Genomic DNA, 22,889 nt, shown 5'->3' with positions numbered 1-22,889 from the left:
GCACAAATGTAGTTTTACTACTACCCCTGTCGTGTAAAAGCATGAAATGCGAAAGCAAATGTAGTAAAACTACACGGCGCCGGAGGACACCCCGGTAATCCAAGAATTCACGACGTCTGCCCATAAGGCCAGTCGCAAACTCAGGCAATCGATTCTGGTTGCCTTTCCGCCCTGGAGCAAGCCATGCAAGACCTCGATCCAATCGAAACCCAGGAATGGCTGGATGCCCTGGAGTCGGTCCTCGACAAAGAAGGCGAAGACCGCGCTCATTACCTGATGACCCGTATGGGCGAGCTGGCCACCCGTAGTGGCTCCCAGCTGCCATACGCGATCACCACGCCATACCGCAACACCATCCCTGTCACCCACGAAGCACGCATGCCTGGCGACCTGTTCATGGAACGCCGCATTCGCTCGATGGTGCGTTGGAACGCCCTGGCCATGGTCATGCGTACCAACCTGAAAGACTCGGACCTGGGCGGACACATCTCCAGCTTCGCCTCCAGCGCCACCCTGTACGACATCGGCTTCAACTACTTCTTCCAGGCCCCGACCGAAGAACACGGCGGCGACCTGATCTTCTTCCAGGGCCACGCTTCGCCAGGCGTCTACGCCCGCGCCTTCATGGAAGGCCGCATCAGCGAAGAGCAGATGAACAACTTCCGTCAGGAAGTGGACGGCAACGGCCTGTCTTCGTACCCGCACCCTTGGCTGATGCCTGACTTCTGGCAGTTCCCGACCGTATCGATGGGTCTGGGCCCGATCCAGGCCATCTACCAGGCACGTTTCATGAAGTACCTGGAAGCGCGCGGCTTCATCCCGGCCGGCAAGCAGAAGGTCTGGTGCTTCATGGGCGACGGCGAGTGCGACGAACCGGAATCCCTGGGCGCGATCGCCCTGGCCGGCCGCGAGAAGCTGGACAACCTGATCTTTGTCATCAACTGCAACCTGCAGCGCCTCGACGGCCCGGTTCGCGGCAACGGCAAGATCATCCAGGAACTCGAAGGCGTGTTCCGTGGCGGTGGCTGGAACGTCAACAAGGTCGTCTGGGGCCGCTTCTGGGACCCACTGTTCGCCAAGGACACCAACGGTGCCCTGCAGCGCCGCATGGACGAAGTCATCGACGGCGAATACCAGAACTACAAGGCCAAGGACGGTGCGTACGTCCGTGAGCACTTCTTCAACACCCCAGAGCTCAAGGCCATGGTCGAAGACCTGTCCGACGACGAAATCTGGAAGCTCAACCGTGGCGGCCACGACCCGTACAAGGTCTACGCAGCGTACCACCAGGCGGTCAACCACAAGGACCAGCCTACCGTCATCCTGGCCAAGACCATCAAGGGTTACGGTACCGGTGCCGGCGAAGCCAAGAACACCGCGCACAACACCAAGAAGGTCGACGTCGACAGCCTGCGCCACTTCCGTGACCGCTTCGACATCCCGGTCAAGGATGCCGACCTGGAGAACCTGCCGTTCTTCAAGCCGGAAGAAGGTTCTGCCGAAGCCAAGTACCTGGCCGAGCGCCGTGCTGCCCTGGGCGGTTTCGTGCCACAGCGCCGCGCCAAGAGCTTCAGCGTGCCGACCCCGCCACTGGAAACGCTGAAAGCGATCCTGGACGGCTCGGGCGACCGCGAAATCTCCACCACCATGGCCTTCGTGCGTATTCTGGCGCAGCTGGTCAAGGACAAGGAAATCGGCCAGCGCATCGTCCCGATCATCCCGGACGAAGCCCGTACCTTCGGTATGGAAGGCATGTTCCGCCAGCTGGGCATCTACTCGTCGGTTGGCCAGCTCTACGAGCCGGTCGACAAAGACCAGGTGATGTTCTACCGCGAAGACAAGAAGGGCCAGATCCTCGAGGAAGGCATCAACGAAGCCGGCGCCATGTCGTCGTTCATCGCTGCCGGTACCTCGTACAGCTGCCACAACCAGCCGATGCTGCCGTTCTACATCTTCTATTCGATGTTCGGCTTCCAGCGCATTGGCGACCTGGCCTGGGCCGCTGGCGACAGCCGTACCCGTGGCTTCCTGATCGGCGGTACCGCCGGCCGTACCACCCTCAACGGTGAAGGCCTGCAGCACGAAGACGGTCACAGCCACATGATGGCGGGCACCATCCCGAACTGCCGCACCTACGATCCAACCTACGGCTACGAGCTGGCGGTGATCATCCAGGACGGCATGAAGAAGATGACCGAAGAGCAACAGGACATCTTCTACTACATCACCGTGATGAACGAGTCGTACCAGCAGCCAGCCATGCCGGCCGGTGTCGAGGAAGGCATCATCAAGGGCATGTACCTGCTCGAGGAAGACACCCGCGAAGCCGCGCACCACGTACAGCTGATGGGCTCCGGCACCATCCTGCGCGAAGTCCGCGAAGCAGCGAAGATCCTGCGTGACGAGTTCAACATCGGTGCCGACGTGTGGAGCGTGACCAGCTTCAACGAACTGCGTCGCGACGGCCTGGCAGTGGAACGCGCCAACCGCCTGAAGCCTGGCCAGAAGCCACAGCAGACCTACGTCGAGCAGTGCCTGAGCGGCCGCAAAGGCCCGGTCATCGCCTCTACCGACTACATGAAGCTGTTCGCCGAGCAGATCCGCCAGTGGGTGCCGAGCAAAGAGTTCAAGGTCCTGGGTACCGACGGTTACGGTCGCAGCGACAGCCGCAAGAAGCTGCGTCATTTCTTCGAAGTCGACCGCCACTTCGTGGTACTGGCTGCGCTGGAAGCCCTGGCTGACCGTGGCGAGATCGAACCCAAGGTTGTGGCTGACGCCATCGTCAAGTTCGGCATCGACCCGGACAAGCGCAACCCACTGGACTGCTGAGGAGTATTTTTAAGTGAGCGAACTCATTCGCGTACCTGACATCGGCAGCGGTGAAGGTGAAATCATCGAGCTGTTCGTCAAGGTCGGTGACCGTATCGAGGCTGACCAGAGCCTGCTGACCCTGGAGTCCGACAAGGCCTCCATGGAAATCCCGGCGCCGAAAGCCGGCGTCATCAAGGAACTGAAGGTCAAGCTGGGCGACCGCCTGAAAGAAGGCGACGAGCTGCTGGTTCTGGAAGCCGAGGGCGCCGCTGCGGCGGCCCCCGAGGCGCCTGCCGCCGCTCCGGCGCAGGCTGCTGCACCGGCTCCGGCCGCTGAAGCCGCCCCGGCTCCTGCTCCGGCCGCAGCCCCGGCTGCCGCCAGCGTGCAGGACATCCACGTGCCGGACATCGGTTCGTCGGGCAAGGCCAAGATCATCGAAGTGCTGGTCAAGGTCGGCGACACCGTCGAAGCTGACCAGTCGCTGATCACCCTGGAGTCCGACAAGGCCTCCATGGAAATCCCGTCGCCGGCTGCCGGCGTGGTCGAAGAAGTACTGTGCAAACTGGAAGACGAAGTCGGCACTGGCGACCTGATCTTCAAGCTCAAGGTTGCTGGCGCGGCGCCTGCTGCCGCTCCGGCTCCGGCCGCCGCTGCTGCCCCGGCCAAGGCTGAGGCGGCTTCGGGCGCCGCACCTGCCGCTGCCGCTCCGGCTGCTGCTCCTGCACCGGTCGCTACCGCACCGGCTGCCGGCAGCAACGCCAAGGTTCACGCCGGCCCGGCGGTTCGCCAGCTGGCCCGTGAATTCGGTGTCGACCTGGGTGCCGTTGCGGCCACCGGTCCGCACGGCCGCATCCTGAAGGAAGACGTGCAGGTCTACGTCAAGGCGATGATGCAGAAGGCCAAGGAAGCCCCGGCAGCCGCCGGCGCGACCGGCGGCGCCGGCATCCCGCCAATCCCGGCCGTGGACTTCAGCAAGTTCGGTGAAGTGGAAGAAGTGGCCCTGACCCGCCTGATGCAGGTCGGTGCCGCCAACCTGCACCGCAGCTGGCTGAACGTGCCGCACGTCACCCAGTTCGACTCCGCCGACATCACCGAGCTGGAAGCCTTCCGCGTGGCGCAGAAGGCCGTGGCCGAGAAGGCTGGCGTGAAGCTGACCGTGCTGCCACTGCTGCTCAAGGCCTGCGCCTTCCTGCTCAAGGAACTGCCGGACTTCAACAGCTCGCTGGCGCCAAGCGGCAAGGCCATCATCCGCAAGAAGTACGTGCACATCGGCTTCGCCGTGGACACGCCGGACGGCCTGCTGGTCCCGGTGATCAAGAACGTCGACCAGAAGAGCCTGCTGCAACTGGCTGCCGAAGCGGCTGCGCTGGCTGAAAAAGCCCGCACCAAGAAGCTGTCGGCTGACGAGATGCAGGGCGCCTGCTTCACCATCTCCAGCCTCGGCCACATTGGCGGCACCGGCTTCACGCCGATCGTCAACGCACCGGAAGTGGCTATCCTGGGCGTCTCCAAGGCGACCATGCAGCCAGTCTGGGACGGCAAGGCCTTCCAGCCGAAGCTGATGCTGCCGCTGTCGCTGTCCTACGATCACCGAGTGATCAACGGCGCCGCCGCCGCGCGCTTCACCAAGCGCCTGGGCGACGTGCTGGGCGATATCCGCACCATGCTGCTGTAAGGCTGCACACTGCCCCTCCCAGCGAGGGGCAGTACACTTTTCGAGCTGCCACGCTCGTACCTCAACCCCGTCGATTGGCGGGGCTTTTTTTTGCCTGGCGATAAACGTTTGGCGCCTGTGCGATCGAGCGCCGCCCGCGCGGCGCATCGCGAGCTGCGCTCGCTCCTACGTTTGTTTCAGGCCAGTAACGCCTGTAACAGGCGTGCGCGACCGCCTGGTTCATACCACGCGATATCCCGTCATGCGCCAAGGCGTTCGCGCGCAAATCCCACAGCAATAATTGGCCCGAAACAAACGTAGGAGCGAGCGCAGCTCGCGATGCGCCGCGCGGGCGGCGCTCGATCGCACAGGCGCCGAAACAATCAAGGCGAACTACAGAATCCAGCCCACAAGCCGATAACCCGAACACAGCATCACACATGGCGGCTTGCCAGCCCCCTGGACATGATGCAACCTTGCCAGATCTGCCGCCGCCCAAAGGCCGCGTTCCCTCTTCAAGCGAGTCTTCGATGAAAAGCCAACCCGATGCCGCCAGCCGTGTGGCGGCCGAGGTCGTCACGCAGTTACCCGTGCCCTCGCGGCTCGGCATGCTGCGTTTCGAAAGGCTCAACGAAGCCACTTGGGCCATGCTCTACCTCGACCCGGCTTGCGAACGCCAGTTCGGCCTGCACGCCAGCGACCTGTGCGCGCTGGTCGACGCCCCTTACGCCAGCCTGATGGAACCCGAGGTCCGCTACCGGCTACACGACGAGATCCAGTTGCAACTGGCCCAGCGTGGCTACTATCGCGTGCGCTACACCTTGCACACGCCCACCGCATCGCTACGCCTGCTGGAAGTAGGGGAAACCTACAAGCAGCACAATCGCCAACTGTTGCACGGCTACCTCAGTGTGCTCGACGACCAGCCCGAAGAAAGCGGCGACGCCGGCTCCAGCGACCTGGAATCGCGCAACAACCGCCTGCAACTGGCCCTGCAGCTGAACCAGCGTGCGCAGCAGGAACAACTCGAACACTTGGAACGGGTACGTGGCCAGCAGGACTTGATCCTGCGCCTGGCGCGCCAGCGCTACAGCGGCGGCAATTCGCTGCTGGAAGCTGCCCAACTGATCACCCAGAGCGCCTGTGAAATCTACAAGGTCGACTGCGCCAGCATCTGGCACCTGGACGGCCACAAGCTGGAGCCGATCACTGCCTGGTACCGGGACACACAAGAACACCGCCAGCCCGAAGCCATCGATGCCAGCCACTTCCCCGACTACCTTGACGCGCTGCATGCCAGCCGCGCCATCGACGCCCACAACGCCGGCCATGACCCGCGCACGCGCGCGCTCGCGCAAAGCCTGCGCCCGGCCAACAAGGCCATGCTCGATGCCAGCATCCGCGTCGATGGCCAGGTAGTCGGCGTGCTGTGCCTGGAGCAGACCGGCCAGCCACGGGCCTGGCAGTCGGACGAAATCGCCTTTGCCGGCGAGTTGGCCGACCAGTTCGCCCAGGTCATCACCAACCACAACCGGCGCACTGCAGCCAGTGCCCTGCACCTGTTCCAGCGTGCGGTGGAGCAGAGCGCCAGTGCCTTCCTGCTGGTCAACCGCGACGGCGTGGTGGAGTACGTCAACCCCAGCTTCACCGCCATCACCCAGTACAGCACCGAGGAAGTCCAGGGCCGCCACCTGGGTGAGCTGCCCGCCCTGGAGAACCTGAGCGAACTGTTGTTCGACTCGCCGTCGAGCCTGGCCATGGGCAACAGCTGGCAGGGCGAGTTCAGGAGCCGGCGCAAGAACCTCGAGCCCTACTGGGGCCAGTTGTCGATCTCCAAGGTGTATGGCGACAACCGTGAGCTGACCCACTACATCGGCATCTACGAAGACGTCACCCAGACCAAGCTGGCCCAGCAGCGCATCGAACGGCTGGCCTACACCGACAACCTGACCAACCTGGGCAACCGCCCGGCGTTCATCCGCAGCCTGGACGAGTGCTTCGCCCGTGATGGCGAAAACGCCATGTGCCTGCTGCTGGTGGACATCGATAACTTCAAGCGCATCAACGACAGCCTGGGCCATCAAACCGGCGACAAGTTGTTGATCAGCCTGGCCCGGCGCCTGCGCAACAGCCTGCACGCCGGTGGCATCCTGGCGCGCTTCGCCAGTAACGAGTTCGCCGTGCTGCTCGACGACACGCGTCTGGAAGATGGCCAGGCCGTCGCCATGCAATTGCTGCGAACCCTCGACAAACCGATGTTCGTCGACAACCAGCTGATCAACGTCACCGCTTCGGTAGGCCTCGCCTACGCGCCACTGCACGGCGCAGACCCGGCCAGCCTGATGAAGAACGCCGGCCTGGCCCTGCATAAGGCCAAGGCCAACGGCAAGCACCAGGTGCAGGTATTTACCGAAGTGCTCAATGCCGAAGCCAGCTACAAGCTGTTCGTCGAGAACAACCTGCGCCGCGCCCTGACCCAGAACGAGCTGGAGGTGTTCTACCAGCCCAAGCTGTGCCTGCGCAGTGGTCGCCTGCTGGGGCTGGAAGCGCTGTTGCGCTGGAACCACCCCGAGCGCGGCATGATCCGCCCGGACCAGTTCATCAGCGTGGCCGAGGAAACCGGCCTGATCATCCCCATCGGCAAATGGGTGGTACGCCAGTCGTGCCGCATGAGCCAGCAGCTGCGCGAGGCCGGCATGGGTAACCTGCATGTGGCCATCAACCTGTCGCCCAAGCAGTTCTCCGACCCGGACCTGGTGGCCTCGATCAGCAGCATCCTCAAGGAAGAAGCCCTGCCTCCGCATCTGCTCGAGCTGGAACTGACCGAAGGCCTGCTGCTGGAAGCCACCGATGACACCCACCGCCAGCTGGAGGAATTGAAGGCCTTGGGCCTGACCCTGGCCATGGACGACTTTGGTACCGGTTATTCGTCGCTGAGCTACCTGAAGAAGTTTCCCATCGACATCCTCAAGATCGACCGCAGCTTCATCAACGAAATCCCGGACAACCAGGACGACATGGAGATTACCTCGGCGGTGGTGGCCATGGCCCATAACCTCAAGCTGAAGGTGGTGGCCGAAGGTATCGAGACGCCGGAGCAGCTGGCGTTCCTGCGCCGGCATCGCTGCGACGTCGGCCAGGGTTACCTGTTCGACCGGCCAATCCCGGGGCGCGAGCTGGCCGAACGGCTGAAGCGCTATCCGCGTGGTCCGCTGGCCTGACAGCGGCGTAAACCTCGGGCACTATAGAAACCATTCGGGCCCTTTCGCGGGCACGCCCGCTCCCACAGGTACCCCACAACATTCAGACCCTGTGGTGATCCTGTGGGAGCGGGCATGCCCGCGAAAGCCCCAACACCTATTCAACTGACATACAGAGGAACGGCCATGGTCCTGCGTTCGGAAATCCTGGTGAACAAAAACGTCATGCCTACTGCGGAACAGGCCCTGCCTGGCCGTGAAACGCCAATGAGCCTGCCCGAGTTCCATTACGTGTTCAAAGACACACCGCTGCTCGGCCCGTTCTTCCAGAATGTCGACTTCGCCATCTTCGGCCTGGGCTGCTTCTGGGGCGCCGAACGCCGCTTCTGGCAGCGTGAAGGCGTGGTCAGCACGGTGGTCGGCTACGCCGGCGGTTTCACCCCGCACCCGACCTACGAAGAAGTCTGCTCGGGCCTGACCGGGCACACCGAAGTGGTGCTGGTAGTGTTCGACAAGGACAAGGTCAGCTACCGCGAGCTGCTGGCGATGTTCTGGGAGCTGCACAACCCGACCCAGGGCATGCGCCAGGGCAACGACATCGGCACCCAGTACCGCTCGGCCATCTACTGCACCAGCCCGGAACAGCTGGAACAGGCCGAGGCCAGCCGCGACGCCTACCAGGCCGAGCTGAGCAAAGCCGGTTTCGGCGAAATCACCACCGAGATCGCCCAGGCGCCGACCGTCTACTTCGCCGAGGCCTACCACCAGCAATACCTGGCCAAGAACCCGGACGGCTATTGCGGTATTGGCGGTACCGGCGTGTGCCTGCCACCCAGCCTGCAGGGTAACTGAGCGTGAGCACGATGACGCTGTTCCACGCGCCGCTGTCACCTTTCGTGCGCAAGGTGATGGTGGTGTTGCACGAAACCGGCCAGCTGGATCGGGTCAAGTTGCAGCCGGTGAACATCAGCCCGGTAAGCGGCGACCCCCAGCTGAACCTGGACAACCCGATCGGCAAGATCCCCGCCCTGCGCCTGGACGACGGCACGGTTCTGCATGACAGCCGGGTGATCTGCGAATACCTCGATCTGCAGCATGTCGGCCTGCCGCTGCTGCCGCGCGAGGGTTCGGCACGCTGGCGGCGCATGACGCTGGCCTCGCAGGCGGATGCGATCATGGATGCGGCGGTTTCGAGCCGCTACGAGAGCTTCCTGCGGCCGGAAGACAAACGCTGGGATGGCTGGCTGCAGGCACAAGGCGAGAAGATTCGCCGCAGCCTGGCCAACCTGGAGCAGGAGCACCTGGCCGAGTTGGCCAGCGGCTTCGATCTGGCAGCGATCGGCGTGGCTTGTGCACTGGGGTACCTGGACCTGCGTCAACCCGAGTTCGGTTGGCGCGAGCGCCAGCCTGGCCTGGCGGCGTGGTATGCCGAAGTGGCCAAGCGGCCGTCGATGGTCGCTACAGCCCCGATAGCCTGACAGACCAATCGCGGATGAATCCGCTCCTACACGAATTTGTAGGAGCGGATTCATCCGCGATGAGGCCGGCACAGCATCAACAGTCAGGCTTGCCAGCGGTGAACTTCTTCGCCGGGTTGACCGCAGCCTTGAATTCGCGCAGCGCCTTGGAACCCACCAGCAGCGGGTAGTTGAAGCTGCTGCGGTCCACCAGGTTCACTTCCACGGTGCGTTTCACGTCACCCAGGCACAGCTCCAGGTCGACCACCGGGCGCTTGGAGATTTCCGGCCCGTCGCCTTCCTCTTCCTCGTCGGCACGCCCCTTGATCTTGCTGATGCGCGAGACCTTGTGCTCGTACACCTTGCCGTCCGAGTCCTTGGTCGCCAGGCGGAAGCGCACCCACTCGTCGCCATCACGGGTGAACAGTTCGATGTCCTTGGCCGACAGCGACGCGGTGAAGGCACCGGTGTCCATCTTGGCTTTCAGGGTTTCGCCCAGTTCGGGCAGGGCAATGTTTTCGTAACGACCGTAAAGGGTAGGCTCGGCAGCCATTACTGGCAGGGCCAACAGCGACAACATGGCAAAGAGATATTTCACAGGCAGGCTTCCTTGAGAAGTGTCAGTGCTTAGACTGCACTGGCAGGATAGGTTCGCTGTCACAAGCCTAACCAACATAATGTGAAACATTTGTCCCCACCGCCGGGCAGTGGAAATTTGGCGTAGGCCACGGCCCTGCTTATGATTGCCAACCGTTTTCATCCCACAACAAGAGTCTCCTTATGCGTCGCCTGCTGACCGGCATCCTCACCACCACCCTGCTGCTGCTCAACACCCTGGTGCTGATCGGCCCACTGCTGGTCTTCGCCCTGCTCAAGCTGGTGCTGCCAGGCCGCGGGCGTGACTATGCGTCGTGGGCGGTAATGTGGGTGGCTGAAACCTGGTCGGAGATCGACAAGGCCATTTTCGCCCTGTGCATTCCTACCCAATGGGATATACGCGGTGTCGAGAACCTGCGCAGGGACACTTCCTACCTGGCGGTCAGCAACCACCAGACCTGGGTCGACATCCCGGCGCTGATCGAAAGCCTCAATCGCCGCACACCCTTCTTCAAGTTCTTCCTCAAGAAGGAACTGATCTGGGTGCCGCTGCTCGGCCTGGCCTGGTGGGGCCTGGACTATCCGTTCATGAAGCGCTACAGCAAGGCGTTTCTGCAAAAGCACCCGGAACTCAAGGGCAAGGACCTGGAAATCACCAAGGCGGCCTGCGAGCTGTTCAAGCGCCAACCGGTGACCGTGGTCAACTACCTCGAAGGCACCCGCTTCAGCGAGGCCAAGCGCCTGGAGCAGCAGTCGCCGTATCGCCACCTGCTCAAGCCCAAGGCCGGCGGCGTGGCCTTTGTGCTGGCAGCGCTGGGCGAGCAACTGGATGCGTTGCTGGACGTGACCATCGTCTACCCCGGCAACTCGGCGCCAGGGTTCTGGGATTTACTCAATGGCAGCATCAGCCGGGTGATTATCGACATTCGTGTGCGTGAACTGGACCCGGCGCTGTGGGCTGGCGACTACGAGAACGATGCTGAATTCCGCCACACCGTGCAGGCCTGGGTAAACCAGTTGTGGATAGAAAAGGACCAGCGGATCGAGCAGCTTCGGGCCGAACTGGGCTGACCTGTACTGGCCTCATCACCGGCAGGCCAGCTCCCAAGTACAGCGTCAGGCTTGAATGCTGTAAAAGCCCTGTGGGACCCGGCCTTGGCGCCAGCATGGGTACGACAGGATCGTCAGACCGAAGGTCGGGTCAATGGCGCCGGGCTGGTCCACAAGCTGCCCAGATTCTGCAGCAACGATCCGGCAATACCCTGTTGCCCAAGGTACTGGAGCAGCAGCGGAGCGAACTGGCCGATCATGCCGGTATCCATGCCCAACGCCTTGAATGCAGCGTCCAGGTCGGTGCGGTTCTGCACATCGTTGCCCAGCGCCTTGTCCAAGGCCGACTGGCTATCCTTGTCATTGCCCAGCAACTGCCCCAACCCACTCAGCCCACCCAGGAGATTGGCACCCGACAGCAGGTCGAGGCCAGGCACGGCCTTGGTCAGCTGGCCATAGTCGTCGCTGCTGAGGTTGTTGCGCGCCAGCCCCAGCATGGCCCCTGCGCCACCCACCGCCTGTTCCGGGGTGATGTTCAGCTGGCTGCCCAGGATGTTGAGCAGGTTGGCCTGCGCCGCCGGTGCCTGTACCTGGCCTTGCTGGCCCTGTTGCTGCATGGCGGCCACGGCATTGGCCGCATCGCTGAGGTTGTAGGCGAACACCGGGCTTGCGGCCAGGGTCATCAGGGTAGCCAGCGTGAATGCTTTCATCGGGAGGGACCTCGTCGGCCGGGATGGCCGGGGAAACGAGGCATTGGACTGGAGCCAGACAAGTTTGTTCCAGGCCGGTGATCGGCCCGCTTGGGCTCACTCGAAACACAACGCCCCCGGGCGGGGGCGTTGCTCCATCAGGTTAAGCTGCGCCCCACATCTTGTGCGGGTCGATGACGAATTTCTTCGGCACGCCAGCATCGAACTCGCCATAGCCTTCCGGTGCCTGGTCGAGATTGATGACCTGCACGCCTACCACTTCGGCAATGTTGATACGGTCCCACATGATCGCCTGCATCAGCTGGCGGTTGTACTTCATGGTCGGGGTCTGGCCGGTGTGGAAGCTGTGCGATTTCGCCCAGCCGAGGCCGAAGCGGATGCTCAGTGCACCGATCTTGGCAGCGGCATCCACTGCACCCGGGTCTTCGGTCACGTACAGGCCCGGGATACCGATCTTGCCGGCAACACGGGTCACCTGCATCAGCGAGTTCAGCACGGTAGCCGGCGCTTCATGCTTGGCGCCTTCATGGCCGTGGCCACGAGCCTCGAAGCCAACGGCGTCGACGGCGCAGTCCACTTCCGGTTCGCCGAGAATGTCGACGATCTGCTCGTGCAGCGGGGTGTCCTTGGACAGGTCGACCACTTCGAAGCCCTGCGACTTGGCGTGGGCCAGGCGAGCCGGGTTGAGGTCGCCGACGATGACGCAGGCCGCGCCGAGCAGGCGTGCCGAGGCGGCGGCGGCCAGGCCGACCGGGCCGGCACCGGCGACATAAACGGTGCTGCCTGGGCCTACGCCAGCGGTGACGGCGCCGTGGTAGCCGGTCGGCAGGATGTCGGACAGGCAGGTCAGGTCACGGATCTTCTCCATGGCCTTGTCGCGATCCGGCAGTTTCAGCAGGTTGAAGTCGGCATACGGCACCAGCACGTATTCGGCCTGGCCACCGGTCCAGTCGCCCATGTCGACGTAGCCGTAGGCACCACCGGCGCGGGCCGGGTTGACGGTGAGGCAGACACCGGTGTGCATTTCCTTGCAGGAGCGGCAGCGGCCGCAGGCAACGTTGAACGGTACCGATACCAGATCACCGATTTTCAGGCGTTCGACATCACGCCCCATCTCGACGATTTCACCGGTGATTTCGTGGCCCAGGACCAGGCCGACCTGGGCAGTGGTGCGACCGCGGACCATGTGCTGGTCGGAGCCGCAGATGTTGGTGGAGACCACCTTCAGGATCACGCCGTGCTCGATCTTGTTGCCGCGTGGGTCCTGCATTTTCGGGTAGTCGATCTTCTGCACCTCGACCTTGCCGGCGCCGAGATATACCACTCCACGATTGCCAGACATGCTCTTACCTCGCTTGATTTGTATTTATGCAGCGGTGGTTGAACGCGCCGCCATCCGTGGGCGGCATGTGTTTCTGGAATGCAGGGGATTGTGGGCCTGATACGGCAGATTGCACTGACTGGAAGCGACAGGGAGATGCCTTTTAACGGCAGGGGAAATTGTGTTGGTCCATTCGCGGGCAAGCCCGCTCCCACAGGAAGAATGCCAGCTGTGAAGGCCGCATATAACCTGTGGGAGCGGGCTTGCCCGCGAATGGCCGGTGCAGGTTGTTAGAGCACGACCGTCCGGTTGGCGTTGAGGAACACTCGCCGCTCGATGTGGTAGCCCACCGCCCGCGCCAGGGTCAGGCATTCGATGTCGCGCCCCTTGGCAATCAGGTCCTCCGGATAATGGCTGTGGTCCACCACCTCCACGCCCTGGGCGATGATCGGCCCTTCGTCCAGGTCATTGTTGATGTAGTGCGCCGTGGCGCCAACCATCTTCACCCCCTTGTTGTAGGCCTGGTGGTAAGGCTTGGCGCCTTTGAAGCCGGGCAACAGCGAGTGGTGGATGTTGATCGCCCAGCCATCCAGGCGGCGGCACAGCTCCGGCGACAACACCTGCATGTAACGGGCAAGCACCACCAGCTCCGCGCCGGTTTCCTCGATCACCTGGACCACCTTGCGCTCTTGCGCAGGCTTGTCCTTGGGGTCGAGGGCAAAGTGGTAGTAAGGAATCTTGTGCCACTGTGCCAGGGGCTCGAGGTCGGGGTGGTTGGACACCACTGCGACCACGTCCATGGCCAGCTGGCCGATGCGCTGGCGGTACAGCAGATCATTGAGGCAGTGGTCGGCCTTCGACACCATGATCACCACCTTCGGGCGGTGGTTGGGTGCGGTCAGCTCGAAGGCCATGCCGAACGCTTCGCTGCGCTCGGCAAGGCCGGCGCGAAAGCCTGCCTCGTCGAAATCGTCCGGCTGGCGAAACTCCACGCGAATGAAGAAACGCCCCGACAGCCGGTCATCGAAGGAGTGGTGCTCCGTCACGTAGCAGCGCTGCTCGAAGAGGTAACGCGTCACCACGTCGACGGTACCGAGCATGCTCGGGCAGTCGGCGGTGAGAATCCAGGTATCCGGTGCCCGACTCATGTTCGCTCTCCTTAAGCTTCGATGCTCAGGCCGTACTCGGCCGAAGCGTCCTGCAGCCACAGCCACCAGTAGTCGGCGAAGCTGCGGCGAATCACCAGCTCCCAGGTGTCTTCGGCGGTGCGGCGGATCACCAGTTGCGACTTGGCGAACACGGTACCGACAGCCTTGCCCACCGGGAAGTTGTTCGGATGAACATCATAGCTGGTGGACTTCATCAGCACTTCGCGCACGTTCGGGCCGCGCAGTTCCAGCAGGCTCTGCCCACCGCTGACGTTGACCACCTGGATGTGCTGGCCTTCGAGGGCAGCGCGCAGCTTTTGCTCGACGGCAAACTCCTGGCCGCCGGGGACGATCAGCAACCACTCGTCAGGGCCCATCCATTGCAGCGACATTTCATTGTTGGCGACCACGGTCAGCGCCACTGGCAGCTCCAGGCCCAGGGCCTTGTGCACGCCGGCGGCGAACTCCGGGTCGTGGCCATCGCCACGAATGGTCAGGTGGCCGAGGAACTTGCGTTCACGCAGGGTCACGCCTGCGTTCTTGCGGCCTTTGCCAACCAGGCTGGCCAGGTCGGCGTGGTGCAGTGGCGACTGGGCCTTGGCCTCGGCGCCGGGGTTTTGCTGGAAGACGTTGATAGCGCTCATTTCTTACCTGCCTTGAATTCTGGAGTCGACCACGATGCCTGCGGGAGACGATCATCCTGTGGGAGCGGGCATGCCCGCGAATGCGATGGTGGATTCACCGCCTTCTTCGCGGGCACGCCCGCTCCCACAGAGACCTCATTCCAAGCTGGGCATCAGTTGGTACCGGGGCCTTAGACGTTCTGCCGCTCACCCTTCGGATCGAAGAACACCGAAGACACGATCTCCGCCTCGATCACGCTGCCATCCGCCTGCGGCGAGTACACACGCTCGCCCATGCGCTTGAGGCCGCCCTTGACCACACCCATGGCGAACGAATAGCCCAGGGAGTTGGCTGCGTAGCTGGAGGTGACGTGGCCGACCATGTCCATCGGGATCGGTTGCTTCGGATCGAACACCAGCTGGGCACCTTCCGGCAGCCACTTGGTCGGGTCGACCGGCTTCAGGCCCACCAGCTGCTTGCGGTTCTCGCGCACGCAGTCTTCGCGGTTCATGCCACGCAGGCCGATCCACGAGTACGGCTTGTTGCGGCCTACGCACCAGCTCATGTTCAGGTCGTCCGGGGTCATCGAGCCGTCGGTGTCCTGGCCAACGATGATGAAGCCCTTCTCGGCACGCAGCACGTGCATGGTCTCGGTGCCATACGGGGTCAGGTTGTACTTCTTGCCCGCCTCGATGATCTGCTCCAGCACGCCCATGGCGTAGTTGGCCTGCACGTTGACTTCGTACGACAGCTCACCGGTGAACGAGATACGGAACACCCGGGCTGGCACGCCGCCGACGTTGCCTTCCTTCCAGGTCATGAACGGGAAGGCTTCCTTGTCCATGTCGATGTCGGTCAGCTCGCTCAGCAGCTTGCGGCTGTTGGGGCCGGACAGGGTCATGGTCGCCCAGTGGTCGGTGACCGAGGTGAAGTACACCTTCAGCTCCGGCCATTCGGTCTGGTGGTACAGCTCCATCCACTGCAGCACGCGCGCAGCGCCGCCGGTGGTGGTGGTCATGATGAAGTGGTTGTCGCCGACGCAGGCGGTCACGCCGTCGTCGAAGACCATGCCGTCTTCCTTGCACATCAGGCCGTAACGGGCCTTGCCCACGTCGAGCTTGGTCCAGGCGTTGGTGTAGATGCGGTTGAGGAACTCACGCGCATCCGGGCCCTGGATGTCGATCTTGCCCAGGGTCGAGGCGTCCAGCAGGCCCACGCTGTCGCGCACGGCCTTGCATTCACGGGCCACGGCCGCATGGATGTCTTCACCGGCCTTGGGGAAGTACCAAGGGCGTTTCCACTGGCCGACATCTTCGAACTCGGCGCCGTTCTTCACGTGCCAGGCATGCAGGGCAGTGAAGCGCACGGGCTCGAACAGATGGCCACAGTGCCGGCCTGCTACCGCGCCGAAGGTTACCGGCGTGTAGTTGGGGCGGAACATGGTGGTGCCCATTTCCGGGATGGTGATGCCCATCGAACGGGCGGCGATAGCCAGGCCGTTGATGTTGCCCAGCTTGCCCTGGTCGGTACCGAAGCCCAGCGCGGTGTAGCGTTTGACGTGCTCGACCGACTCGAAGCCTTCGCGGGTGGCCAGTTCGATGGCGGCCGCGGTAACGTCGTTCTGCTGGTCGACGAACTGCTTGGGCGCACGGGCAGTGCCCTTGTCGTGCGGCACCTGGAACAGCGCCACGGTGGCCTCTTCCTTGCGCGCCACGGTTTTCGGCAGGCTGCCGACAGTGGCCTTGAAGCCGGCTTCGGTGGCTGCGCGCACGCCGCCTTCGAAACCATCGGCAATCGCGTCGCCCAGGGGGTACACACCATTGATACCGCCGACACATTCGCGCTTCTGCGGCGCATCACCCGGTACGAAGCCGAGGATGTCTTCGCGCCAGATCGGCCGGCCGCCCAGGTGCGAAGCCAGGTGCACGACCGGGCTGTAACCGCCGGAGGTGGCGATCAGGTCGCAGTCCAGGGTTTCGCCAGGGCTGGTGACCTTGTGCGCCTGTACGTCGATGGCGGCCACGCGGGCGCCAGTGACATGCTTGCTGCCCTTGGCCTCGATCACCGCGCTGGAGGTGAGAATGCGGATGCCCTTGGCACGTGCTTCTTCAACCAGCGAACCACGCGGGTTGTGGCGGGCGTCGGCGATGGCGACCACCTGCAGGCCGGCATCGTGCCAGTCCAGCGCGGCGCGGTAGGCGTGGTCGTTGTTGGTCGACAGCACCAGCTTGCGACCCGGGGCCACGCCGTAACGGCGCACGTAGGTGGAAACGGCACCGGCCAGCATGTTGCCCGGCACGTCGTTGTTGCCGTACACCAGCGGGCGCTCGTGGGCGCCGGTGGCCAGCACCACGCGCTTGGCGCGGACGCGGTGCACGCGGTGGCGCACCTGGCCGATAGGGGCACGGTCACCGAGGTGGTCGGTGAGGCGCTCGTGGATGGTCAGGAAGTTATGGTCGTGGTAGCCGTTGACCGTGGCGCGTGGCAGCAGGGTCACTTCCGGCAGGCTTTCCAGCTCTTTGACCACGGCGTTGACCCAGTCGGTGGCAGGCTTGCCGTCGAGGGTTTCGCGGGTGTCGAGCAGGCTGCCGCCGAACTCTTCCTGCTCGTCAGCCAGGATCACTCGGGCACCGCTGCGCGCAGCGGCCAGGGCCGCGGCCAGGCCGGCAGGGCCGGCACCGACGATCAGCACGTCGCAGTGCTGGTTCATGTAGTCGTAGCTGTCCGGGTCGTTCTGCAGCGGCGCGCGGCCAAGGCCGGCGGCTTTGCGGATGTACTTCTCGTAAGTCATCCAGAACGATTTCGGGTACATGAAGGTTTTGTAGTAGAAGCCCGGCGGCATCATGCTGCCGCCGACCTTGCCGAGAATGCCCATGACGTCATTGTTGACGTTCGGCCAGCCGTTGGTGCTGGTGGCGACCAGGCCGGCGTACAGTGCCTGTTGGGTGGCACGCACGTTAGGGATCTGGGTGGCTTCGCTGGAGCCGATCTGCAGGATGGCGTTCGGCTCTTCGGTACCGGCGGCGATGATGCCGCGAGGGCGCGAGTACTTGAAGCTGCGGCCAACGATGTCGACGCCGTTGGCCAGCAACGCGGCGGCCAGGGTGTCGCCGGCATAACCCTGGTAGGTCTTGCCGTTGAAGCTGAAGTTAAGGACCTTGCTGCGGTCGATACGGCCGCCGCTGGCGAGGCGATAGGTCTGGCTCATACTTTTTCCCCTTGGCCTTTGACGGTCGACGGTGCGCTGCTTTGCTTGCCGTTGGCGGTCACTTGCGGCTTCTCGCCAATCTTGTAGGTTTCCAGAATTTCGTAGGTCACGGTGTCGCGGGTGACGTTGAAGTACTGGCGGCAGCCGGCAACGTGGTCCCACAGTTCGTGGTGAATACCGCGCGGGTTGTCACGGTAGAACATGTAGGTACCCCACTCCTCGTCGGAGCAGGCGTTGGGGTCCAGCGGGCGGGCGATGTGCGCCTGGCCAGAGGCGTGGAACTCTTCTTCGGAGCGCAGCTCGCCGCAGTGGGGACAGAAAATATGCAACATGACGGTGTCTCCGGTTAGTGGGCGACGGCGGCGGCGCCGTGTTCGTCGATCAGTGCGCCGTTGTAGAAACGGTCCATGGAGAACGGCGCGGCCAGTGGGTGCATTTCGCCCTTGGCCAGGCTCGCGGCGAAGACGTTGCCCGAACCCGGGGTCGCCTTGAAGCCGCCGGTACCCCAACCGCAGTTGAAGAACAGGTTCTTGACCGGGGTCTTGGTGATGATCGGGCAGGCGTCCGGCGAGGTATCGACGATGCCGCCCCACTGGCGGTTCATGCGAACGCGCGAGAGGTTGGGGAACATCTCGACGATGGCCTGCAGGGTGTGCTCGATCACCGGGTACGAACCGCGCTGGCCGTAGCCGACCCAGCCGTCGATGCCGGCACCGATCACCAGGTCGCCCTTGTCCGACTGGCTGATGTAGCCGTGTACGGCGTTGGACATGATCACGCTGTCGATGATTGGCTTGATCGGCTCGGATACCAGCGCCTGCAGCGGGTGCGATTCCAGCGGTAGGCGGAAGCCGGCGAGCTTGGCCATGTGCCCGGAGTTACCGGCGGTGACCACACCGACGCGCTTGGCGCCGATGAAGCCTTTGTTGGTTTCCACACCGATGACCGCGCCGTTTTCCTTGCGGAAACCGGTCACTTCGGTCTGCTGGATCAGGTCCACGCCCAGGGCGTCGGCAGCACGGGCGAAGCCCCAGGCCACGGCGTCGTGACGGGCCACGCCACCACGGCGCTGTACGGTGGCGCCAAGGATCGGGTAACGGGTGTTCTTCGAGCAGTCCAGGTACGGGATCTCGGCCGCGACCTGGGCAGTGTTCAGCAGCTCGCCGTCCACGCCATTCAGGCGGTTGGCGGAGACGCGGCGCTCGGAGTCACGCATGTCCTGCAGGGTGTGGCACAGGTTGTAGACGCCGCGCTGGGAGAACATCACGTTGTAGTTGAGGTCCTGGGACAGGCCCTCCCACAGCTTCATGGCGTGCTCGTACAGGTGCGCCGACTCGTCCCACAGGTAGTTGGAACGCACGATGGTGGTGTTACGGGCGGTATTGCCGCCGCCCAGGTAGCCCTTCTCGATCACGGCAACGTTGGTGATGCCGTGTTCCTTGGCCAGGTAGTAGGCCGTGGCCAGGCCATGGCCGCCACCGCCGACGATAACCACGTCGTAGACCTTTTTAGGGGTTGGCGTGCGCCACATGCGCTGCCAGTTCTCGTGGTGGCTGAGGGAGTGCTTGAAAAGGCCGAAGCCCGAGTAACGTTGCATGGTGTGTGGCTCCACTCAGCGGTAAACAGGGAAATCTGCGCACAGCGCCGCGACGTTCTTCGCCACATCGGCTTCGACGTCTGCGTCACCGAGGTTGTCGAGGATGTCGCAGATCCAGCCGGCCAGGGCGACACATTGCGCGACCTTGAAGCCGCGGGTGGTGACGGCCGGGGTGCCGATGCGCAGGCCCGAGGTGACGAACGGCGACTGCGGGTCGTTCGGCACGGCATTCTTGTTGACGGTGATGTGCGCACGGCCCAGGGCGGCGTCGGCGTCTTTGCCGGTGAGGCCCTGGCGAATCAGGCTGACCAGGAACAGGTGGTTGTCGGTGCCACCGGAAACCACGTCGTAGCCACGCTCGATGAACACCTGGGCCATGGCCTGGGCGTTTTCGATCACTTGTTTCTGGTAGGCCTTGAACTCAGGTTCCAGCGCTTCCTTGAAGCACACCGCCTTGGCGGCGATCACGTGCATCAGCGGGCCGCCCTGGGCACCCGGGAATACTGCGGCGTTGAGCTTCTTCTCGATCTCTTCGTTGGCCTTGGCCAGGATCAGGCCGCCACGTGGCCCGCGCAGGGTCTTGTGGGTGGTGGTGGTAACCACGTCGGCGAACGGAATCGGGTTCGGGTACAGGCCGGCGGCCACCAGGCCGGCAACATGGGCCATGTCGACGAACAGCAGCGCCCCGACCTTGTCGGCAATGGCGCGGAAGCGCGGGAAGTCGAGGGTCTTGGAGTAGGCCGAGAAGCCGGCCACGATCATTTTCGGCTTGTGCTCGACCGCCAGGCGCTCGACTTCGTCGTAGTCGATCAGGCCGGTATTGGTGTCGATGCCGTACTGCACGGCGTTGTACAGCTTGCCCGAGGACGACACCTTGGCGCCGTGGGTCAGGTGGCCGCCGTGGGCCAGGCTCATGCCGAGGATGGTGTCACCCGGCTGCAGCAGGGCCAGGTAGACCGCGCCGTTGGCCGACGAGCCGGAGTGCGGCTGGACGTTGGCGTAGTCGGCACCGAACAGCTGCTTGGCGCGCTCGATGGCCAGGGCCTCGACTTTGTCCACGTGCTCGCAGCCACCGTAGTAGCGCTTGCCCGGGTAGCCTTCGGCGTACTTGTTGGTCAGGCCGCTGCCTTGGGCCTGCATCACGCGCTTGGAAGTGTAGTTTTCCGAGGCGATCAGCTCGATGTGATCTTCCTGGCGCTGTTCTTCGGCATTCATCGCCGCCAGAAGTGCATCATCGTAACCCTGGATCTGGTCTTGCTTGCTGAACATCGTGTATCTCCCGGCGGCGATCATTTTTTGTCGTGGGGCACTGTGGCCCTTTGTGGCGATGTTATGACTGGCCGGGGCGGGTCAGATGCCTGCGCACGCCTTGCAATGGCGCGTTTACGACATTGGCTTTGTGTTGTCTGTGCCGGCCCTTTCGCGGGTGAACCCGCTCCCACAGCTACTGCGGTGCATTCGAGGCCTGTGAGATCCCTGTGGGAGCGGGTTTACCCGCGAAAGGGCCGGCACAGACAACCCAACAATCCGCAGGTGCACGGGTTGTATAGGCAACTGCTGAATCGATGGTTTAGAGTGCTGCTCTGCGTCGTTCACAGGACAGAAGTGCCATGACAGACAAGAGCCAACAATTCGCCAGCGACAACTATTCCGGCATCTGCCCCGAAGCCTGGGCCGCGATGGAAAAGGCCAACCACGGCCACGACCGCGCCTACGGCGACGATCAATGGACCGAGCGCGCCGCCGAATACTTCCGCAACCTGTTCGAAACCGATTGCGAAGTGTTCTTCGCCTTCAATGGTACCGCTGCCAACTCCCTGGCCCTGGCCTCGCTGTGCCAGAGCTACCACAGCGTGATCTGCTCCGAGACCGCCCACGTCGAAACCGACGAATGCGGTGCACCGGAATTCTTCTCCAACGGCTCCAAGCTGCTGACTGCGGCCAGCGTCCACGGCAAACTGACCCCACAGTCGATCCGTGATGTGGCCTTGAAACGACAGGACATCCACTACCCCAAGCCACGCGTGGTGACCATTACCCAGGCCACCGAAGTGGGCACGGTGTATCGCCCCGAAGAACTGAAGGCGATCAGCGCCACCTGCAAGGAGCTGGGCCTGAACCTGCACATGGACGGCGCGCGCTTTTCCAACGCCTGCTCGTTCCTGGGCTGCAGCCCGGCCGAGCTGACCTGGAAGGCCGGCATCGACGTGCTGTGCTTTGGCGGCACCAAGAACGGCATGGCGGTGGGCGAAGCGATCCTGTTCTTCAACCGCCAGCTGGCCGAGGACTTCGATTACCGTTGCAAGCAGGCCGGCCAGCTGGCATCGAAGATGCGCTTCCTGTCGGCACCATGGGTGGGCCTGCTGGAAGACGGCGCCTGGTTGCGTCACGGCGCGCATGCCAACCGCTGCGCGCAGCTGCTGGCCTCGCTGGTCAGCGACCTGCCTGGGGTGGAGCTGATGTTCCCGGTGGAGGCCAACGGGGTGTTCCTGCAGATGCCGGAGCCTGCGATCGAAGCGCTGCGTAGCAGAGGCTGGCGGTTCTACACCTTCATTGGCAGTGGTGGGGCGCGCTTCATGTGCTCGTGGGATACCGAGGAAGAGCGAGTGCGCGAGCTGGCGGCGGATATCCGCGCGATCATCGCTGGCTGAGGGATTGCCGGGAGGGCTTCGCCCTCCTATCGCGACACAAGGCCGCTCCTACACGGGATTGCGTTCCCTTGTAGGAGCGGCCTTGTGTCGCGATGGGCCGCATAGCGGCCCCGGCGATCTAAAGCCTGAACCCGCCCATCTGCCGCGCCAGGTCATCGGCCAGCCCACGCAATGCCCGGCACTCCTCGCGACAGCCCTGCACCTCTGCCGCGGTCTCCCGCGCCAGGTCGGAAATCCCCTGCACCGTGCGGTTGATTTCCTCGGTCACCGCCGACTGCTCTTCGGTCGCCGTCGCGACCTGATGGTTCATGTCGCTGATGTGCTCGACCCGGTCGGTAATGGCCCCCAGCGATGCGCCTGTGCGCTGGCTCGCCTCGACACCGCTGCCAGTCGCCTGCTGCCCCGCCTGCATCGAACTCACCGCCACGCCCGCGCCCTGCTTCAGGCGCTGGATCATCTGCTGCACCTCGTCGGTGGACAACTGCGTGCGCCGCGCCAAGGTGCGCACTTCGTCGGCCACCACGGCGAACCCGCGCCCCATATCCCCTGCCCGTGCGGCCTCGATGGCAGCATTCAGCGCCAGCAGGTTGGTCTGTTCGGAAATGCTGCGGATCACCGCCAATACTTCATCGATCGAGGCGACTTCACCGGCCAACTGGCTGACGGCGGCGGCCGCCTTGCCAATATCGCCCGACATACCTTCGATGCCCTGGACCGAGCGCCGAACCACTTCGCGCGCCTGCACGGCCTCATCGCGCGCCGCCTGCGAGGCCTGGGCCGCATCGCCGGCATTGCGGGCGATGTCCTGCACGGTCAGGCCCATTTCGTGTACGGCGGTAGCCACCATTTCGGTCATTTCCT

Annotated in this window: 17 protein-coding genes; 7 read left to right on the top strand and 10 right to left on the bottom strand. The window is 63.6% G+C overall.

What is annotated here, in order from left to right:
- Nucleotides 1-183 precede the first annotated feature (183 nt).
- The 5 genes from aceE to HU763_RS01540 all read left to right on the top strand — a co-directional run bounded on the left by aceE (nucleotide 184) and on the right by HU763_RS01540 (nucleotide 9,143).
- Nucleotides 184-2,829: a pyruvate dehydrogenase (acetyl-transferring), homodimeric type gene (gene aceE, locus HU763_RS01560; protein WP_170027891.1), complete on the top strand. Its 2,646-nt coding sequence runs from the start codon at nucleotides 184-186 to the stop codon at nucleotides 2,827-2,829.
- Nucleotides 2,830-2,842: 13 nt separating this feature from the next.
- Complete coding sequence (gene aceF, locus HU763_RS01555) at nucleotides 2,843-4,486, top strand: dihydrolipoyllysine-residue acetyltransferase (RefSeq protein WP_186687504.1); 1,644 nt, start codon at nucleotides 2,843-2,845, stop codon at nucleotides 4,484-4,486.
- A gap of 509 nt (nucleotides 4,487-4,995) precedes the next feature.
- Nucleotides 4,996-7,686 carry a putative bifunctional diguanylate cyclase/phosphodiesterase gene (locus HU763_RS01550; RefSeq protein ID WP_186687506.1) on the top strand — a complete coding sequence of 897 codons (2,691 nt, stop codon included), beginning with the start codon at nucleotides 4,996-4,998 and terminating at the stop codon, nucleotides 7,684-7,686.
- 165 nt (nucleotides 7,687-7,851) lie between these two features.
- The gene (gene msrA / locus HU763_RS01545) at nucleotides 7,852-8,517 is read left to right on the top strand and encodes a peptide-methionine (S)-S-oxide reductase MsrA (protein WP_170027888.1); all 666 of its coding nucleotides are present in this window, start codon (nucleotides 7,852-7,854) and stop codon (nucleotides 8,515-8,517) included.
- Between the two features lie 2 nt (nucleotides 8,518-8,519).
- The gene (locus tag HU763_RS01540; protein WP_186687508.1) at nucleotides 8,520-9,143 is read left to right on the top strand and encodes a glutathione S-transferase; all 624 of its coding nucleotides are present in this window, start codon (nucleotides 8,520-8,522) and stop codon (nucleotides 9,141-9,143) included.
- Nucleotides 9,144-9,219: 76 nt separating this feature from the next.
- Here HU763_RS01540 and rloA2 read toward each other — a convergent pair whose 3' ends face one another.
- Nucleotides 9,220-9,720: a retropepsin-like aspartic peptidase RloA2 gene (rloA2, locus tag HU763_RS01535; protein WP_186674980.1), complete on the bottom strand. Its 501-nt coding sequence runs from the start codon at nucleotides 9,718-9,720 to the stop codon at nucleotides 9,220-9,222.
- A gap of 182 nt (nucleotides 9,721-9,902) precedes the next feature.
- On the opposite strand from rloA2, the gene HU763_RS01530 reads away from it, so the two are divergent.
- The gene (locus HU763_RS01530) at nucleotides 9,903-10,790 is read left to right on the top strand and encodes an acyltransferase (protein ID WP_186687510.1); all 888 of its coding nucleotides are present in this window, start codon (nucleotides 9,903-9,905) and stop codon (nucleotides 10,788-10,790) included.
- A 113-nt stretch (nucleotides 10,791-10,903) separates the two neighbouring features.
- Here the strand turns inward: HU763_RS01530 and HU763_RS01525 are convergent, their stop codons facing one another.
- The 8 genes from HU763_RS01525 to HU763_RS01490 form a co-directional block, all read right to left on the bottom strand.
- Nucleotides 10,904-11,479 carry a DUF2780 domain-containing protein gene (locus HU763_RS01525; protein ID WP_170027884.1) on the bottom strand — a complete coding sequence of 192 codons (576 nt, stop codon included), beginning with the start codon at nucleotides 11,477-11,479 and terminating at the stop codon, nucleotides 10,904-10,906.
- A 142-nt stretch (nucleotides 11,480-11,621) separates the two neighbouring features.
- Nucleotides 11,622-12,821, bottom strand: a complete 1,200-nt coding sequence (gene fdhA / locus HU763_RS01520; RefSeq protein ID WP_186687513.1) for a formaldehyde dehydrogenase, glutathione-independent — start codon at nucleotides 12,819-12,821, stop codon at nucleotides 11,622-11,624.
- Nucleotides 12,822-13,090: 269 nt separating this feature from the next.
- Entirely contained in the window at nucleotides 13,091-13,948 is an 858-nt protein-coding gene (gene purU / locus HU763_RS01515; RefSeq protein WP_170027883.1) for a formyltetrahydrofolate deformylase, read from the bottom strand.
- Nucleotides 13,949-13,959: 11 nt separating this feature from the next.
- Nucleotides 13,960-14,592 (bottom strand): sarcosine oxidase subunit gamma, encoded by a 633-nt coding sequence (locus HU763_RS01510; RefSeq protein ID WP_013970521.1) that lies wholly within the window; start codon nucleotides 14,590-14,592, stop codon nucleotides 13,960-13,962.
- A gap of 170 nt (nucleotides 14,593-14,762) precedes the next feature.
- Nucleotides 14,763-17,780: a sarcosine oxidase subunit alpha gene (locus HU763_RS01505; protein WP_170027882.1), complete on the bottom strand. Its 3,018-nt coding sequence runs from the start codon at nucleotides 17,778-17,780 to the stop codon at nucleotides 14,763-14,765.
- Nucleotides 17,777-18,112 (bottom strand): sarcosine oxidase subunit delta, encoded by a 336-nt coding sequence (locus HU763_RS01500; protein WP_170027881.1) that lies wholly within the window; start codon nucleotides 18,110-18,112, stop codon nucleotides 17,777-17,779. Before HU763_RS01500 ends, HU763_RS01505 begins: the two co-directional genes overlap by 4 nt.
- 14 nt (nucleotides 18,113-18,126) lie before the next feature.
- Nucleotides 18,127-19,377, bottom strand: coding sequence for a sarcosine oxidase subunit beta family protein (locus HU763_RS01495; RefSeq protein ID WP_138219304.1), 1,251 nt, complete (start codon nucleotides 19,375-19,377; stop codon nucleotides 18,127-18,129).
- Between the two features lie 15 nt (nucleotides 19,378-19,392).
- Entirely contained in the window at nucleotides 19,393-20,646 is a 1,254-nt protein-coding gene (locus HU763_RS01490) for a serine hydroxymethyltransferase (protein WP_170027880.1), read from the bottom strand.
- Nucleotides 20,647-20,987: 341 nt separating this feature from the next.
- Between HU763_RS01490 and HU763_RS01485 the strand changes: the two genes are divergently transcribed.
- Nucleotides 20,988-22,028 carry a threonine aldolase family protein gene (locus tag HU763_RS01485; protein ID WP_186687515.1) on the top strand — a complete coding sequence of 347 codons (1,041 nt, stop codon included), beginning with the start codon at nucleotides 20,988-20,990 and terminating at the stop codon, nucleotides 22,026-22,028.
- A gap of 118 nt (nucleotides 22,029-22,146) precedes the next feature.
- Here the strand turns inward: HU763_RS01485 and HU763_RS24935 are convergent, their stop codons facing one another.
- Nucleotides 22,147-22,875: a methyl-accepting chemotaxis protein gene (locus HU763_RS24935; RefSeq protein ID WP_420831046.1), complete on the bottom strand. Its 729-nt coding sequence runs from the start codon at nucleotides 22,873-22,875 to the stop codon at nucleotides 22,147-22,149.
- Between the last annotated feature and the right edge of the window lie 14 nt (nucleotides 22,876-22,889).

The sequence above is a fragment of the Pseudomonas anuradhapurensis genome, assembly GCF_014269225.2.
In the GTDB taxonomy this organism is placed as follows: Bacteria; Pseudomonadota; Gammaproteobacteria; order Pseudomonadales; family Pseudomonadaceae; genus Aquipseudomonas; species Aquipseudomonas anuradhapurensis.
The sequence above is the reverse complement of the archived record's forward strand: the minus strand, read 5'-3'. Positions and strand labels throughout refer to the sequence as shown.

What these genes read in the sequence shown, in the direction of transcription:
- aceE (WP_170027891.1), top strand. Translation starts at nt 184, where the DNA reads ATGCAAGACCTCGATCCAATCGAAACCCAGGAATGGCTGGATGCCCTG.
- HU763_RS01550 (WP_186687506.1), top strand. Translation starts at nt 4,996, where the DNA reads ATGAAAAGCCAACCCGATGCCGCCAGCCGTGTGGCGGCCGAGGTCGTC.
- msrA (WP_170027888.1), top strand. Translation starts at nt 7,852, where the DNA reads ATGGTCCTGCGTTCGGAAATCCTGGTGAACAAAAACGTCATGCCTACT.
- HU763_RS01530 (WP_186687510.1), top strand. Translation starts at nt 9,903, where the DNA reads ATGCGTCGCCTGCTGACCGGCATCCTCACCACCACCCTGCTGCTGCTC.
- HU763_RS01525 (WP_170027884.1), bottom strand. Translation starts at nt 11,479, where the DNA reads ATGAAAGCATTCACGCTGGCTACCCTGATGACCCTGGCCGCAAGCCCG.
- fdhA (WP_186687513.1), bottom strand. Translation starts at nt 12,821, where the DNA reads ATGTCTGGCAATCGTGGAGTGGTATATCTCGGCGCCGGCAAGGTCGAG.
- purU (WP_170027883.1), bottom strand. Translation starts at nt 13,948, where the DNA reads ATGAGTCGGGCACCGGATACCTGGATTCTCACCGCCGACTGCCCGAGC.
- HU763_RS01510 (WP_013970521.1), bottom strand. Translation starts at nt 14,592, where the DNA reads ATGAGCGCTATCAACGTCTTCCAGCAAAACCCCGGCGCCGAGGCCAAG.
- HU763_RS01505 (WP_170027882.1), bottom strand. Translation starts at nt 17,780, where the DNA reads ATGAGCCAGACCTATCGCCTCGCCAGCGGCGGCCGTATCGACCGCAGC.
- HU763_RS01500 (WP_170027881.1), bottom strand. Translation starts at nt 18,112, where the DNA reads ATGTTGCATATTTTCTGTCCCCACTGCGGCGAGCTGCGCTCCGAAGAA.
- HU763_RS01495 (WP_138219304.1), bottom strand. Translation starts at nt 19,377, where the DNA reads ATGCAACGTTACTCGGGCTTCGGCCTTTTCAAGCACTCCCTCAGCCAC.
- HU763_RS01490 (WP_170027880.1), bottom strand. Translation starts at nt 20,646, where the DNA reads ATGTTCAGCAAGCAAGACCAGATCCAGGGTTACGATGATGCACTTCTG.
- HU763_RS01485 (WP_186687515.1), top strand. Translation starts at nt 20,988, where the DNA reads ATGACAGACAAGAGCCAACAATTCGCCAGCGACAACTATTCCGGCATC.
- HU763_RS24935 (WP_420831046.1), bottom strand. Translation starts at nt 22,875, where the DNA reads ATGGTGGCTACCGCCGTACACGAAATGGGCCTGACCGTGCAGGACATC.